The organism is Lentisalinibacter sediminis (genome assembly GCF_040706615.1).
Classification (GTDB): Bacteria; Pseudomonadota; Gammaproteobacteria; order Steroidobacterales; family Woeseiaceae; genus Lentisalinibacter; species Lentisalinibacter sediminis.
Genome location: NZ_JAPDRF010000005.1, coordinates 91,805 through 106,948, shown reverse-complemented (window position 1 = coordinate 106,948; position 15,144 = coordinate 91,805). Strand labels below are relative to the sequence as shown.

The 15,144-nt window shown below is 66.2% G+C and carries 12 protein-coding genes; 4 read left to right on the top strand and 8 right to left on the bottom strand.

The window, feature by feature from the left end; all coding sequences use genetic code 11:
• Positions 1-47 precede the first annotated feature (47 nt).
• The 3 genes from ACJMKX_RS10840 to ACJMKX_RS10830 all read right to left on the bottom strand — a co-directional run bounded on the left by ACJMKX_RS10840 (position 48) and on the right by ACJMKX_RS10830 (position 2,603).
• Positions 48-515: a hypothetical protein gene (locus ACJMKX_RS10840; RefSeq protein WP_405224872.1), complete on the bottom strand. Its 468-nt coding sequence runs from the start codon at positions 513-515 to the stop codon at positions 48-50.
• Positions 516-608: 93 nt separating this feature from the next.
• Positions 609-2,339: a sodium:solute symporter family protein gene (locus ACJMKX_RS10835; RefSeq protein ID WP_405224869.1), complete on the bottom strand. Its 1,731-nt coding sequence runs from the start codon at positions 2,337-2,339 to the stop codon at positions 609-611.
• A gap of 9 nt (positions 2,340-2,348) precedes the next feature.
• The gene (locus ACJMKX_RS10830) at positions 2,349-2,603 is read right to left on the bottom strand and encodes a DUF4212 domain-containing protein (RefSeq protein ID WP_405224866.1); all 255 of its coding nucleotides are present in this window, start codon (positions 2,601-2,603) and stop codon (positions 2,349-2,351) included.
• Between the two features lie 143 nt (positions 2,604-2,746).
• Here ACJMKX_RS10830 and ACJMKX_RS10825 point away from each other — a divergent pair, with 143 nt between their 5' ends.
• Entirely contained in the window at positions 2,747-6,646 is a 3,900-nt protein-coding gene (locus ACJMKX_RS10825) for a NahK/ErcS family hybrid sensor histidine kinase/response regulator (protein WP_405224863.1), read from the top strand.
• 13 nt (positions 6,647-6,659) lie between these two features.
• Here ACJMKX_RS10825 and ACJMKX_RS10820 read toward each other — a convergent pair whose 3' ends face one another.
• Both ACJMKX_RS10820 and acs read right to left on the bottom strand, forming a co-directional pair.
• On the bottom strand, positions 6,660-7,322 hold the full coding sequence (locus ACJMKX_RS10820; RefSeq protein WP_405224860.1) for a response regulator transcription factor: 663 nt from the start codon (positions 7,320-7,322) through the stop codon (positions 6,660-6,662).
• 32 nt (positions 7,323-7,354) lie between these two features.
• The gene (acs, locus tag ACJMKX_RS10815) at positions 7,355-9,295 is read right to left on the bottom strand and encodes an acetate--CoA ligase (protein ID WP_405224857.1); all 1,941 of its coding nucleotides are present in this window, start codon (positions 9,293-9,295) and stop codon (positions 7,355-7,357) included.
• A 207-nt stretch (positions 9,296-9,502) separates the two neighbouring features.
• On the opposite strand from acs, the gene ACJMKX_RS10810 reads away from it, so the two are divergent.
• From ACJMKX_RS10810 to ACJMKX_RS10800, 3 genes are all read left to right on the top strand, one after another.
• A complete protein-coding gene (locus ACJMKX_RS10810; protein WP_405224854.1) occupies positions 9,503-10,804 on the top strand; it encodes a DcaP family trimeric outer membrane transporter in 1,302 nt (433 codons plus the stop codon).
• Positions 10,805-10,895: 91 nt separating this feature from the next.
• A complete protein-coding gene (locus ACJMKX_RS10805; protein ID WP_405224851.1) occupies positions 10,896-12,734 on the top strand; it encodes a putative nucleotidyltransferase substrate binding domain-containing protein in 1,839 nt (612 codons plus the stop codon).
• Positions 12,731-13,408 carry an exonuclease domain-containing protein gene (locus ACJMKX_RS10800; RefSeq protein ID WP_405224848.1) on the top strand — a complete coding sequence of 226 codons (678 nt, stop codon included), beginning with the start codon at positions 12,731-12,733 and terminating at the stop codon, positions 13,406-13,408. The genes ACJMKX_RS10805 and ACJMKX_RS10800 overlap by 4 nt, the downstream gene beginning before the upstream one ends.
• A gap of 20 nt (positions 13,409-13,428) precedes the next feature.
• On the opposite strand, the gene ACJMKX_RS10795 is transcribed toward ACJMKX_RS10800, so the two are convergent.
• The 3 genes from ACJMKX_RS10795 to ACJMKX_RS10785 all read right to left on the bottom strand — a co-directional run bounded on the left by ACJMKX_RS10795 (position 13,429) and on the right by ACJMKX_RS10785 (position 15,079).
• Positions 13,429-13,563, bottom strand: a complete 135-nt coding sequence (locus tag ACJMKX_RS10795) for a hypothetical protein (protein ID WP_405224847.1) — start codon at positions 13,561-13,563, stop codon at positions 13,429-13,431.
• Between the two features lie 172 nt (positions 13,564-13,735).
• Positions 13,736-14,092 (bottom strand): hypothetical protein, encoded by a 357-nt coding sequence (locus tag ACJMKX_RS10790; protein ID WP_405224844.1) that lies wholly within the window; start codon positions 14,090-14,092, stop codon positions 13,736-13,738.
• Between the two features lie 102 nt (positions 14,093-14,194).
• Positions 14,195-15,079 (bottom strand): LysR substrate-binding domain-containing protein, encoded by an 885-nt coding sequence (locus ACJMKX_RS10785; RefSeq protein WP_405224841.1) that lies wholly within the window; start codon positions 15,077-15,079, stop codon positions 14,195-14,197.
• Positions 15,080-15,144: the final 65 nt, after the last annotated feature.

The following is a 15,144-nucleotide window of genomic DNA, read 5'->3' as shown; positions in this document are numbered from 1 at the left end:
GGGCGGGTTGTGGGCTGGACGGCGGGTCTGCGCGGTGGCGGGGATTCCTATTCGCTGGTCAGGAACACGACCGGGACCTCGGCGAAATAACGGCTGCCGTCGGCGTTCACCACGACCTGCAGCGTGGCGCCTTCACCCCGGGGCGCCGGCAGCGTGCCCGACCAGACCGTGGCTTGTTCGTCCGCGGGGGAGAACGCCACGGGCTCTGAAGCGGTGCCGGCCGCCGGCGCGAGTCCCACGGTGGCTCCGCTGAGGGGGAAGCGTGATTCGATGCGCAGCCGCAGTGCCGCGGCATCGAGCGACATCGGTGTCAACGTCAGGCGGAAGGACTCGTTCTCCAGGTCGCAGGTACCACTCGGCCACCGGCAATTCGGCTTGGCGAGCAACGGATAGTCCTGTCCCGGACGGGCTGCGTGGGGACGCTCGGCCACGAACCAGTCCACCGCGAACCATGCGAGGATGGCAAGTATCGGCGCCACCAGCATCGCGGCCACGACGTGCCAGTTCTTCAACATGATTCCCCTTGCTCCGATGCGTCCCGCGGTCTGGGACAGCATAAAAGAAAAGGGGCTCCGAGCGGAGCCCCTTCCCGTACGGACACCCGTACCTCAGTGCCCGGTTGCCGTCCCTGCTCCGACGGGCACCCGGATCTCCTCCACCAGGTGCTGGATGTGCTCTGGCGGCGCGGTCGTGACCCGCGATACCGCGAATGCGACGGCAAAGTTGACGATGGCCCCGACGGCGCCGAAGGCGTTCGGCTCGATACCGAAGAACCAGTTCTCCGACATGCCGCCGAGGTACTCGGTGCCCGGGATGAACATGATGCCCTTGTGCTGGAACACGTAGAGCAGCGTGACGCCGAGACCGCTGATCATGCCGGCGATGGCGCCCTCCTTGTTCATCCGCTGGCTGAAGATACCCATCATCAGCACCGGGAAGATCGAGGAGGCCGCGAGTCCGAAAGCCAGCGCCACGGTTCCCGCAGCGAAGTCGGGTGGATTGAAGCCGAGATAACCTGCTAGCACGATTGCGCCGGCCATGGCTATTCGACTCGCCATCAGTTCCTGCCGCTCGGTTATCTGTGGCATGAACACGCCCTTCAACAGATCGTGGGATATGGCCGAGGATATGGCCAGCAACAGTCCCGCAGCCGTGGACAACGCCGCCGCCAGGCCGCCTGCCGCGACCAGGGCGATGACCCAGTTCGGCAATTTGGCGATCTCCGGGTTGGCCAGCACCATGATGTCGTTGTCCACTTTGGTGAGTTCGTTCAGCTCGGGATCAGCCGAGTAGCGGATGCGACCGTCGTCGTTCTTGTCCGTCACGTCGAGCAGGCCGGTGGCCTCCCACTTCTCGAACCACCTTGGACGCTCGTCGTAGACCAGGTACTGACCTTCGGCCGGTTCCATCGTCTCCATCAGATTCAGGCGCGCCATCGCGGCCACGGCGGGGGCCGTGGTGTAGAGGATGGCGATGAACACCAGCGCCCAGCCGGCGGAGGAGCGGGCGTCCTTCACCTTCGGTACCGTGAAGAACCGGATGATCACGTGAGGCAGCCCGGCCGTGCCGATCATGAGCGACATGGTGTACATGAACATGTTCAGCAGGCTGATCCTCGCATTGGTCGTGTACTGGTCGAAACCGAGGTCGGTGACCATGCGATCGAGCTTGTCCAGCAGGAACGTCTCTGAGCCAGCCATGGTCGAGCCGAGGCCCAGCTGCGGGATGGGGTTGCCGGTCAGGTTCAGCGAGATGAAGATCGCCGGGATGGTGTAGGCGAGGATCAGCACGCAGTACTGGGCTATCTGGGTATAGGTAATACCCTTCATGCCGCCCATGACGGCGTAGATGAACACGATGCCCATGCCGATGGACAGCCCCAGGTCGTAGTCCACCTCGAGGAAGCGCGAGAAAGCGACGCCGATGCCTTTCATCTGCCCGATCACGTAGGTGATGGAGGCGACGATGAGACAGATCACCGCCACGATGCGCGCCGTGCGCGAGTAGTAGCGGTCACCGATGAACTCCGGCACCGTGAATTTGCCGAACTTGCGCAGGTATGGCGCGAGCAGCATGGCCAGCAGCACGTAACCGCCGGTCCAGCCCATCAGGAAGACGGAGCCACCGTAGCCCATGAAGGCGATCAGCCCGGCCATGGAGATGAACGAAGCGGCCGACATCCAGTCGGCGGCCGTTGCCATGCCGTTGGAGATCGGGTGCACGCCGCCGCCGGCGACGTAGAAATCCTTGGTGGTACCGGCCCGCGCCCAGACGGCGATGCCGATGTACAGCGCGAAGGTGGCGCCGACGATGAGATAGGTCATTGTCTGCAGTGTCATGGCCGGCTCCTATTCCTCTTCCTGCACACTGAACTCGCGGTCCAGCTTGTTCATGCGCCTGGCGTAAAAGAAGATCAGCACCACGAACGTGTAGATGGAGCCCTGCTGGGCGAACCAGAAGCCGAGCTTGTAACCGCCGATCCGGATGTTGTTCAGGGGCTCCACGAGGATGATTCCGAACAAATAGGAGACGATGAACCAGATCACCATGCAGACTGCGACGAGCCGCAGATTCCGCCGCCAGTATTCCTTGCGGTCAGACATATATCCCCCTGTGGCGTGTTGCCGCCTGTTCCTGCCGAGCACCGAACTTAGCAAAGGCCGCTGTTCGCGGGGATAAGACGTTAGTATTAGACTCGGCTCTCGCGGCGGCCCCGACGGTCGCGGCAGTCGGGGGGAATGGGCATTTGATCAGCTGGTGGTTGCTCGTTGCGCTGTCGGTGGCCTACGTGGCGCTGCTGTTCGGCATCGCGTCCTGGGGCGACCGGGTGGACGTGCGTCGCTACGGGCCCTGGACGGGGCCGCTGGTATACAGCCTCTCGCTGGCTGTGTATTGCACGTCGTGGACCTTCTACGGGGCAGTCGGCAGCGCCTCCCAGCAGGGCTGGAGCTTTCTGCCCATCTATCTCGGCCCCGCGCTCGTGTTCCTGTTCGGCTGGGGTGTCATCCGGCGCATCATCGCCATCAGCAAGCGCCAGAACCTGACCTCCATCGCCGACTTCATCGCGGCCCGCTACGGCAAGGCGAGGAGCCTCGCCGTGCTGGTGACCGTGATCGCCATCGTCGGCTCCGTCCCCTACATCGCGCTGCAGTTCAAGGCGGTGGTCGGAGGCTTCGACACCATCAGCGACTACACCAATGCCGCGCCCGCGCTGGACACGGCACTGGTGGTGGCCGGCGCGCTGGCCCTGTTCGCTATCCTTTTCGGTACCCGCCGGGTGGACGCCACGGAGCACCACCACGGCATGATCCTCGCCATCGCCTTTGAGTCGCTGGTGAAGCTAACGGCCTTCGTGGCCGTGGGGCTGTTCGCGCTGTGGCTGCTGGGCGGTGACGGTACGCCGATGCTGGCGCCGATGGCGGGCGCAGGCGGCGCGGCACAGGTGCCCAGCCCTTTCTCCGCCGGAGGTCTGCCGCAGGAGTTCGTCACGCAGACGCTGCTGGCGAGCGCCGCCATCTTCTGCCTGCCCCGCCAGTTCCATGTGGCCGTGGTGGAGGCCCACGAGGGCGCGGACAACCGCTCGGCCCGGTGGATGTTCCCCCTCTATCTCGCCGTCTTCTGTCTGTTCGTTGTGCCCATCACGCTGGCGGGCCTGCGCTTCCTGCCGCCGGGGCTGTTCGCCGGCGATACCTACGTGCTCGCCTTGCCGATGCAGGGCGGGCAGGACTGGCTGACCGCGCTCGCCTTCCTCGGGGGCTTCTCCGCGGCCACCGGCATGGTTATCGTCGCCAGCGTCACGCTGTCCACCATGGTGAGCAACGAGATCGTGATGCCGCTCCTGCTGCGCGCCAACGCGCTCGGCGGCGGTGAGATCCGCACCTACCCGCGGCTGCTCCTGCACGTGCGGCGCATCGCCATCGTGGCCATCGCGCTGATCGCCTATGGCTACTACCGGGTCATGGACCAGACCACGGAGCTTGCATCCATCGGCCTGCTCTCCTTCGCCGCCGCTGCGCAGTTCGCACCACCGATCCTGCTGGGCATGTACTGGCCCCGCGCCACCCGCTCGGGTGCGATGGCGGGGCTGGCGGCCGGTTTCGCGCTGTGGATCTACACGCTGATGCTCCCTTCCGTTGCCCGCGCGGGCACGCTCGGCAGCGAACTGGTGGCCAAGGGCCCGTTCGGCCTCGGCTGGGCACGGCCCGAGGCGCTGCTATTCGACCTCGGCGTGGATCCGCTCACCCACGGGGTGTTCTGGTCGCTCGGCGCCAACCTCGGCGTCTTCCTGCTGGTCTCGCTGGCGTCCCGGCAATCGGTGGTGGAGCGCATCCAGGCCCGGGCATTCACGGATGCAGGCCGGGAAGGGCGGGCTCACGCGACCCCTTTCGGCGAGGGCGAGATCGTGGTGTCGGACCTGCGGGCGCTGGCCGGCCGTTTCGTCGGCGAGGAGAACGCCCGCGGCGCCTTCGAGGACTTCGCCCGCGGCCGCGGGCGGGAGCTCGCGCCGTCGGCGACCGCCGACCGCGGCGTGCTTCAGTTCACCGAGCGGTTGGTGGCGGGCACCATCGGTTCGGCTTCGGCGCGCATCGTGATGACCACGGCGCTGCGCAAGACCGGCATGGAGATCGGCGACGTCCTGCTGCTGCTGGACGAAACGTCCCAGGCCATCCGCTTCAACCGCCAACTGCTGGAGGCCACACTCGAGAATCTCAGCCAGGGCGTTACCGTGGTGGACGCCTCCCAGCGACTCATCGGCTGGAACTCCCGCTATGAAGAGATCATGGGCTACCCGCCCGGACTGCTGAGCGTGGGCAAGCCCGTGACCGACCTCGTGCGCTACAACGGGGCCCGGGGTCGCTACGGGCGCACGGACGTGGAGACCCGCGTGGCCGAGCGGGCGCGCCTGCTGCGGGCCGGCTCGCCCTTTCGCTACGAGAGCGAGTTCTCGGACGGCCGGGTCATCGAGATTCGCGGCGAGCCCATGCCTGACGGTGGTTACGTGACCACCTACAGCGATATCACCGAGTTCAAGCAGACGGAGCGCGCACTGCGCACGAGCGAGCGGCAGGTGCGTACCTATACGGACAACGCGCCGGCGCTGATCGCCTACGTGGACGCGGATCGACGCTATCGATTCGCCAACAAGGCGTATCTGGCCTATGCGGGCATGAGTCGGGAAGAGATCATCGGCGCGCCGCTCAGCGCCGTGCTGGACGAACGCCAGCTCATGGCCCGCTCGCAGTGGCTCGAGGCCGCGTACGGCGGCGAACGACAGGCGTTCGAGCTGGAGATGACCGGTGCCGACGGCGAGTCCCGCTACATGCTGGGGACCTACATCCCGGACATCGACGGGGACGGCGCCATCATGGGCGTCTACGCCGTATTCCAGGATATCACCGAGCGCCGCCGCGCCGAACTCGGGCTGGAGGAGGCCAAGACGATGCTGGAGCAGCGGGTGGCCGACCGTACCGCCGAGCTGGAACGGGCGATGAGCGCGCTGGCCGAGGCGAAAGCCCAGGCGGAGGCCGCCAACGTGTCGAAGACCCGCTTTCTGGCCGCCGCCGCTCACGACCTGCTGCAGCCGCTGAATGCGGCGAAGCTCTTCACCGCTCTGCTGGAGGAGAAGAGCGCCGGCATGAGCGAGGAGCAGCGCCGCCTGGTGTCCCGTGTGGAGAGTGGGCTGATCGCGGTGGAGGATCTGCTGAGCGCCCTGCTCGATATCGCCCGGCTGGATACCCGCGCGCCACGGCCGAAAAGGGAGAGTTTCCCCGCGGCCGAGCTGTTCGCCACGCTGGAGGCGCAGTTCGGCGAGGCCTTCGCCGAGCGGGAACTCGCCCTGCGCTTCGTGCCGACCCGGCTCTGGGTGCACACGGATCCGGCATTGCTGCGCCGGATTCTGCAGAACTTCATCAGTAACGCCCGGCGTTACACGCGCAGCGGCGGGGTGCTGGTGGGCTGCCGCCGCCGGGACGATACCGTCGCCATCCAGGTCTGCGATACCGGTGTGGGTATCGCGGCGGAAAACCGGGAGGCGGTATTCGAGGAGTTCCGCCGCCTCGCCGGCAGCGACGAGGGTTCGAAGCGCGGGCTGGGGCTCGGCCTCGCCATCGTCCAGCGCATCGCCCGCGTGCTGGAGCATCCGCTGAACATGCGCTCCGAACTCGGCCGGGGCAGCTGCTTCGAGATCGTCGTGCCCCGGGCCGAGCCGGGCCGGCGCCCGGCCCCCTCCACGGCCGAGCCCCGCCCGCTCTCTTCCATGGACGGGCATCACGTCCTCTGCATCGACAACGAGCCGGACATCCTGGATGGCATGCAGGGCCTCCTTGCCCGCTGGGGCGCGCGGCCCCTGCCGGCGGCGGACCTGGACGGGGCAAGTCGGCGCATCGCCGCCCTGCAGGAGGAAACCGGCGAACGGCCGTCCGTCCTGCTGGTGGACTATCACCTGAACCACGGCGTGACCGGCCTGGAGGTCATCGAGGCGGTGCGCGCCATGACGGCCAGCCCGGTACCCGCAGTGGTCCTCACCGCCGACTACAGTCAGGAAGTCGCCGACGCGGTACGGGAAGCCGGCCACGCGCTGCTCCACAAGCCGGTGAAGCCGGCCGCCCTGCGCGCCCTGGTAACCCGCATCATCGGCAGAACGTAGGAGAGCCGTCAGGCTACAAAGACTGGTCGTCGATGGTGAGTTTCTGCATCGCCAGCACCGCCCGGGTGCGGTTGCTCACTCTGAGCTTGCGCAGAATGGCCGTCACGTGCGCCTTGATGGTGGCCTCGGAGACGCCCAGTTCGTAGGCGATCTGTTTGTTCATGAGACCCTCGGCAAGCATGAGCAGCACGCGGAACTGATGCGGGGTCAGCGCGGCCAGCGCAGCCGCGATGTCAGCCTCCTCGCCACCGAGCTGCTCGCCATTCAGGTCGACCCCGTCGGGTAGCCAGACCTCGCCCTCGAGCACTGCCGTAATGGCCGATTCGATGCGTGCGATGGATGAGGACTTGGGGATGAAGCCGCTGGCGCCGTGACTGATAGCGCGCCGGATGATCGCCGGCTCGTCGCTCGCGGAGACGATGACGGTGGGCAGCGTCGCGAACGCACTTCGGATCCAGGCCAGCGCCGAGAATCCCTTCACGCCGGGCATGTTCAGGTCCAGCAGCAGAAGATCCGCCTCCGGGCTGGCCTCCACGGCCTGCTGCAGGGTCTCGAGGCTCTCCGCCTCGACGACACACGCGCCCTGCACGCAGTTGCGCACGGCCTGGATCATCGCCTCCCGGAACAGCGGATGGTCGTCGGCGATGATGAAAGTGCTGTCGCTGGGCGCTGACATTTCCGGGTCCGGCGGCTTCCCCCATTAATTGCCTAACGGTTTCTGCGGTTGGCTATCAGGTCATCGACGACGGCCGGGTCGGCCAGCGTCGACGTATCACCCAGGCTGCCGTAGTCGTTCTCCGCCACCTTGCGCAGTATCCGCCGCATGATCTTACCCGAGCGTGTCTTCGGCAGGCCCGGTGCCCACTGCAACAGGTCCGGCGTCGCGATTGGCCCGATCTCCGTGCGTACCCACTTGCGCAGGTCGGCCAGCAACTCATCGGTGGGTTCGATCCCCTCCATCAGGGTCACGTAGGCATAGATGCCCTGACCCTTGATGTCATGGGGATAGCCGACCACCGCCGCTTCCGCCACTGCCGAGTGCGCTACCAGCGCGCTCTCGATCTCGGCCGTTCCCATGCGGTGGCCGGATACGTTCAGCACGTCGTCCACCCGCCCGGTGATCCAATAGTAGCCGTCCTCGTCACGCCTCGCACCATCGCCGGTGAAGTAGCGGCCGGGGAAGGTCGAGAAATACGTATCGATGAAGCGCTGGTGGTCCCCGTAGACCGTGCGCATCTGGCCCGGCCAGCTGTCGAGGATCACGAGATTGCCCTCCGTCGCTCCCTCCAGCGCCTCGCCCTCGCCGTCGACCAGCGCCGGCCGGATGCCGAACAAAGGCTGCGTGGCCGAGCCGGGCTTCAGTGCCGTGGCGCCCGGCAGCGGGCTGATCAGGATGCCGCCGGTCTCGGTCTGCCACCAGGTATCGACGATCGGACAACGGTCCTCGCCCACCACGTGGTAGTACCACTCCCAGGCCTCCGGGTTGATGGGTTCACCCACCGAGCCGAGCAGCCGCAGGGATTTTCGCGAGGTCTTCTTCACCGGCCCCTCGCCCTCGCGCATCAGCGCGCGGATGGCGGTGGGTGCCGTGTAGACGATGTTCACCTCATGCTTGTCGCAGACCTGCCAGAGACGGCTCGCATCCGGATAGTTCGGCACGCCCTCGAACATCAGGGTGATGGCACCATTCGCCAGCGGGCCGTAGACGATGTAGCTGTGACCGGTCACCCAGCCCACGTCGGCAGTGCACCAGTAGACGTCGCCGGGCTCGTAGTTGAAGACGTATCTGAACGTGAAGGCGGCATAGACCAGGTAACCGCCGGTGGTGTGCAGCACGCCCTTCGGTTGGCCGGTGGAGCCCGAGGTATACAGGATGAACAGCGGGTCTTCAGCATTCATCGGTTCCGGCGGGCAGTCCGCGTCCACCGATTTCTCCGCCTCGTGCAGCCAGACGTCGCGGCCTTCGGTCCAAGCCACGTCGCCGCCGGTGTTGCGCACCACCAGCACCTTGTCCAGCCTGGTCACGCCGGGCTTCGCCGCGGCCGCGTCCACGTTGGCCTTCAGCGGCACCTTGCGCCCGCCGCGCAGGCCCTCGTCCGCGGTGATCACCACGTTGGAGTCGCAGTCGACGATACGCCCGGCCAGCGCGTCCGGCGAGAAGCCGCCGAATACCACCGAGTGCACCGCGCCGATACGCGCGCAGGCCAGCATGGCCACGGCCGCCTCCGGGATCATGGGCATGTAGAGGGTCACCCGGTCGCCCTTGGCGACGCCCAGGGACTTCAGGACATTGGCGAAACGGCAGACCCGCTCATGGAGCTGGCGGTAGGTGATGGTGGCGTCTACGGAGGGGTCGTCGCCTTCCCACAGGATCGCCGGCTGGTCGCCCCTGTCGTCCAGATGCCGGTCGACGCAGTTGTAGCAGACGTTCAGCTCGCCATCCTCGTACCAGCGGATGTGCAGGTCGTCGGCGGCATAAGAGACGTCTTTCACCTTCGTGAACGGCTTCGTCCAGTCCACGATGGCGGCCTGCTCGCCCCAGAAGCCCTCGTTGTCCTCGACGGAGCGACGGTACATCTCCCGGTACTTCTCCTCGTCGACGTAACCGTGCTCCCGATAGTACCGGTTGACCGGATGGGTCTCGTTCATTGCCAGCCTCCGCTCGCTCTTGCGCCGGCGGTGCCCGGTGACACCGCGCCCGAGCCTATTCTGCGGTTCCGGGGAGGCAGCAGCATTAGACATTGGTCTAGAACCGGACCGGAAACCGACGTATCCGCGTTTTTGCTGATGGCTATTTCCGATCCGATCGGCGACCATCGAACCGCTTGAGGACAAGTAGTCAGGGGGACCGTAACAATGACCAGACCAAGCAATCGACTGACGACCGCGGCACTTGCTGCGGTGATCGTTCTCGTCGCTGGCGGGCCCGCCGCTCTCGCGCAGGGCTCCGATGAAGACAAGATCGAGCGCCTGGAGGCGCGGGTGGCGGAGCTGGAGGCCATCGTTCGCCAGCTCGTCGGTGTGAAGCAAGCCGAGGAAGGGCCGACGTCGCTCTCCGAGAGGGAGCCTGCGACGGAGCAGCCGGCCAAGACGAATTATTCCTTCGGCGGCTACGTCAAGGCCGATGCCATGTTCAGCGACTACGGGGCGGGAGACCTCGCGCCGGGCAGCGCCGGCACCCAGTTCTACATCCCCGCCACCATCCCGGTGGGCGGCGACGGCGAGGGCTATGACGCCGATTTCCAGGCACGTGAATCCCGCATCAACTTCCGCGCCGACCACGAGACGGCCGGCGGCGACAAGGTCTCTGCCTTCATCGAGATGGATTTCTTCCTGAGTCCGGGCGGCGACGAGCGGGTCAGCAATTCCTACAATCCGCGGCTGCGCCACGCCTTCGTGAGGTACAACAACTGGACGATCGGGCAGACCTGGTCGACCTTCCATGACGTCAGCGTGCTGCCGGACCAGCTGGACTTCATCGGCCCGTCGGAAGGCACCGTGTTCCAGCGGCAGGATATGATCCGCTACACGAACGGTGCCTGGGAGTTCGCGGTCGAGAATCCGGAGACCACGATCACGCCGTTCGGCGGCGGCGCCCGCATCCTGACCGACGATGGCGCTGTCCCGGATATCGTGGGCCGCTACACCCACGAACTCGATAACGGCTTCCTGAAGGCGGCCGCTCTCGTTCGTCGGCTCGATTACGACATCGGCGGGCAGAGCGATACGGAGACCGCCTACGGCCTGTCGCTGTCGGGCAAGCACCAGTTCGGCCGCGACGACATCCGCTGGATGGCGACCTACGGCAGCGGCACGGGCCGCTATCTCGGCCTGAACACGGCCAACGACGCCGTGCTGGATGCCGACGGCAACCTGGAGGCCATCGACCAGTTCGGCGGCTTCGTGGCGTTCCGCCACTTCTGGCAGCCGAAATGGCGCTCGAGCTTCACGCTGTCGTACCTGTCCATCGACAACGACACGACGCTCACCGGCACCGGCGTGACCAAGGACGTCTACAGTATCCACGCCAACCTGCTGTACGAGCCGTTGCCCAAGCTCGTGATCGGTGGCGAGATCATGTACGCGGAGCGCGAGATCGAGTCCGGCCTCGACGGGGACCTCACACGGTTCCTGTTCTCCACGAAATACGGGTTCTGAGACGACAAGACGCCTCTCCCCGTGGCCGGCGACATCCCCGTGATGTCGCCGGCCCTCTTTCTTCCCTGGTCAGGCGTGTAACAATCGCTCCATGAACGAGATCCCGGAGATCGAAGCCTTCCTGGGTCGATTGCCCGGCTTCGACCATCTCGACGAGACCGGACTGCACCGGGCGGCCCGTGCGGTGTCCGTCGCCTACTACCGCCGAGGGCAGGACATCCTGTCGATCGGTGTCACCAACACCCACCTGAACATCGTGCGCAGCGGCGCCGTGGAACTCACCGATGGCAACGGCGACCTGGTCACCCGCCTGGCCGAGGGCGAGTGCTTCGGTTTCCCCTCGCTCATGAACAACGCGCCCACCCGCAACCACTCGGTGGCGCTGGAAGACACGCTGATCTATCACCTGAAGGGCGAGGCGTTCGAGGCGCTGCGCCGCGATAACCGGCGCTTCGACACCTGGTTCATCCGTGCACTCTCCGACCGGCTCACCATGCGCCCGGTAACCGGCGAGATCCGGGGCGGTGCAGCCGGCAGCGTGCGCGAGATGGTCAGTCGTGGCCCGGTCACCATCGAGGCCTCCGCCACCATCCGCGAGACGGCACGGAAGATGGTGGCCGAGCGGGTCTCCGCCATGCTGATCACCGAGAGCGGCCGCATGACGGGCATCGTTACCGATCGGGATTTCCGCAGCCGTGTGGTCGCCGGTGATTTCCCGACGGACCACGCGGTGGCCGAGATCATGACCCCGGACCCGATCTCACTGGACGCCGAGTCCCATGCCTACGAGGCGGCGCTGGTGATGATGCAGAACGTCATCCACCACCTGCCCATCACCGACGACGGCGAGCTGCTGGGCATGGTCGCCCGCAGCGACTTCATGCGTCTCGAGACCGAGCACCCGCTCTATCTCGTGAGCGACATCGGCAGACAGCACTCGGTGGACGGTCTGGTCGAGGCGTGTTCCCGGCTGCCCGGCCTTATCGCCGGGCAGATCGAAGCGGATATCGCCGCGGAGCAACTGGGCAAGTTCATCACGGCCATCACCGACAGCGTCACCCGCCAGCTGATCCGCATCGCGCGGGACGAGCTCGGCCCGCCGCCCTGCCGCTACGCCTGGATCGCGCTGGGTTCACAGGCGCGCCACGAGCAGTCCGCCGTGAGTGACCAGGACAACGCACTGGTGCTGGAGGACGGCGCAGACGACGAGGCCGAGGTGTATTTCGAGCGCCTCGCGCGCATCGTCAACGACGGGCTCGATGCTTGCGGCTGGGTGCATTGCCCCGGCGGTGTCATGGCCATCAATCCGCGCTGGCGGGTCACCGTCAGCGGCTGGAGAGACCATTTCACCCGCTGGATCACGGTGCCGGAGGAGAAGGCACTGATGCATGCGAACATCTTCTTCGACCTGCGTGCCGTGGACGGTGAGGCGGAGCTGGTGGAAGAGGTCAAGGAGAGTATCCGCGAGACAGCGAAGAACAACGAGCTGTTCCTTGCGCTGATGGCGAAGAACGCCATGAACTTCCAGCCGCCACTGGGTTTCTTCCGTCAGTTCGTGCTGGAGAGATCCGGCGAGCACAAGAACACGCTGAACCTGAAGCTGCACGGCATCATCCCCATCGTGGAGACCGCCCGCATCCGCAGCCTCGCCGCCGGCGAGATGCGCGTCAGCACGCGCAACCGGCTGCGTGCCGCGGCGCTGCAGGGCGAACTCGCCCGCGCTGACGCCGAGAGCCTCATCGATGCGCTGGATTTCATCGAGAAGCTCCGGCTGGAGCATCAGAGCCGGCAGATGAACGCGGGCGAGAAGCCGGACAACCACCTTTCTCCGTCGGAGCTCTCGCCGCTGGCGCGGCAGAACCTGAAGGCCGCCTTCTCGCAGATCCGGACCAGCCAGGCGGCGCTGCTGAACCGATTCCACCTGGCATGAGCCAGACGGCGCTGAAGCTCCGGCGCTGGCTGGCCAGGCGGCGGGTGGGAAAGGATGCGCCCGGGCGTCTGCTCTCGTCGCCGTTGCCGTCCGCGTCGGCGCCCTTCGCCGATACCGAGTTCGTCTGCCTGGATATAGAGACCACCGGCGTCGATGCCCGCAACGCGGAGATGCTCAGTATCGGCTGGGTGCTTATCCGGCAAGCACGGGTGGAGATGAGTACGGCGGAGGCCTGCATCGTGCGCCCCCCTGGCGAGGTGGGCGAGAGTGCCACGGTGCACGGTCTTACGGACACGCTGTGCGAAGCGGGAGAGAACGTGGCGGATGTCCTCGAACGCCTGCTCGAGGTCCTGCGCGGCCGTGTGCTCGTGGTGCACTACGCCGGCCTCGACAAGGGCCTGCTCGACCGGCTGTGCCGTCGGTATTTCGGCGCGCCGCTACTGGTGCCGCTGGTGGACACCCTCGCCCTGGAGCGCCGGGCGCGCAGCCGCCGCCATCACCTCGACGAGCAGCAGTCGCTGAAGTTGAGCGCGCTGCGCAGCGCCTACCATCTGCCTCACTACTCCCAGCACGATGCGCTCGCCGATGCGATCGCGACGGCCGAGCTGCTGCTGGCGATGGCGGCGGCGCGCGGCACGCCGGAGAGCGTCAGGCTACGGGATTTGCTGTCCTGAGCCGAGCGGAGATGCGAAAGCTAGGTGGCCCTGCCGTCTCGCGGGCTGCCCCGCCTGAGCAGATACCGCTGCTGAATCCACAGGACCGACGCCGCGAGCAGCAGTGTTCCCATGGCTCCCGCCGCTCCCAGGAAGTAGACGTCGGTGTAGACCATGATCGGGTTTTACCGGGGTTCCGAGGGATAAAGGGATCGGTTGCCCGATGCGGAGACGCTCAGGTACCCAGGGTCGGCGGCTGCGGATTTCGGGGGAGAGAATCCGCAGCACGCCGGACCCGGGATTTTTGCTGAGCAATGGATCATCGCGGTGCAATGCCGGGTATCGGGCCTAGTCCGCCGCCGCTTCGGTGATCCGCAGCCATCTGACTCTGGCGCTGGTGTCGACCACGCATACGCCCTTCCAGAGAACGGGGCCGCCCGCCTTGCCCGTGACTTCGAGCGTATAGCGGTAATTCCGGGCCCCTGCCGGTGACTGGAACAGTTTTCTGGTGAAGTCCTCCTCGGTGCCGTAACGGCCGGCTATCTCGTAGGCCGGCGGCTCGCCCTGCCGCTCGCCGATGGTCTCTATCAGCCTGGCGGTACAGGCCTCGACCGCGTCGCGTTCCGTTGCACCGGCGCTCGCCAGTCCGGCCCCACTGACCGACAAAGCGAACACCAGCATTGCTCTCGGCAAAATACGACTCATCGGGCAACTCCTTTGCGACGGCTGTTCCAGGGACGCGATTCAGCCTATGGCGCACACGCTGCGGCGACAAACGTGCAATTCTCGTCGGCACACGAATCCTGCTCACTCGTCCGTGTAGAAGTTGTCCAGTAGCCAGGTCTTGAGGTTCTGGACCTCCTGGCGGGCGCTCTCCTCCGGTCTGAGGACGAGAAAAAAGCTGTCGCCGGTGTCGAACTCTTGCTCGAACACGCGGGTCAGGCCGCCCGATTCGAACCAGGCCTTGCCGAGCGGCCACGACACCAGCGCGATGCCGAGTCCCTTCTCGGCGGCGCGGGCGATGGCCGACATGGAGTCGAGGCGGATGAGCTTGCCCGGGCGCACCCTGGGGACGCCGACGGAGTCGCTCCAGCGGTCCCAGGCGTTACGCCTGCCTTCGTGCACGATCAGTGTCTGACCGTCGAGCTGATCAGCGGACCGCAGGCCTGTCTCGGCGAGCAGCGACGGTGCACACGCCACGACGAAGCGATGGGCGAACAGACGGTGTGCCTCCAGACCCTGCCACTGGCCATTCCCCACGAGGATCGAGATGTCCGCTTCTGCGGGGTGCACGTCCATGCTGCTCGGCTGGGTCACGATGCGGATATCGGTGTCCGGATGCTGTTCCTGGTAGGAAGCGATCGCCGGCAGCAGTGCCTCGCTGGCGAAGAACGGCGGCAGCGAGAGCCGCAGGATATCGCGCCCGTAGCGGTCGCGGAGCTGATCCGTCTCCGATTCCAGGCGAGCGAACAGTGTGTCGAGGATGGAGAAATAGGCCTGCCCGGCTTCCGTGAGTTCCAGCGAACGGGTCTTGCGGTCGAACAGCGTGACGCCGAGCCGGCCCTCCAGGGCGCGGACCTGATGGCTGACGGCCGAGGGCGTCACGAACAGCTCTTCCGCAGCATTCTTGAAGCTGAGGTGGCGGGCTGCCAGCTGAAAGGTCCGCAGATGGTTCAGGGACGGCAAGCGCATGATCTGTCGTGCATGAAGACGCGACGCCCTCTCGTCCTGCGTCTACCGCGGACAGGGCAACGGAC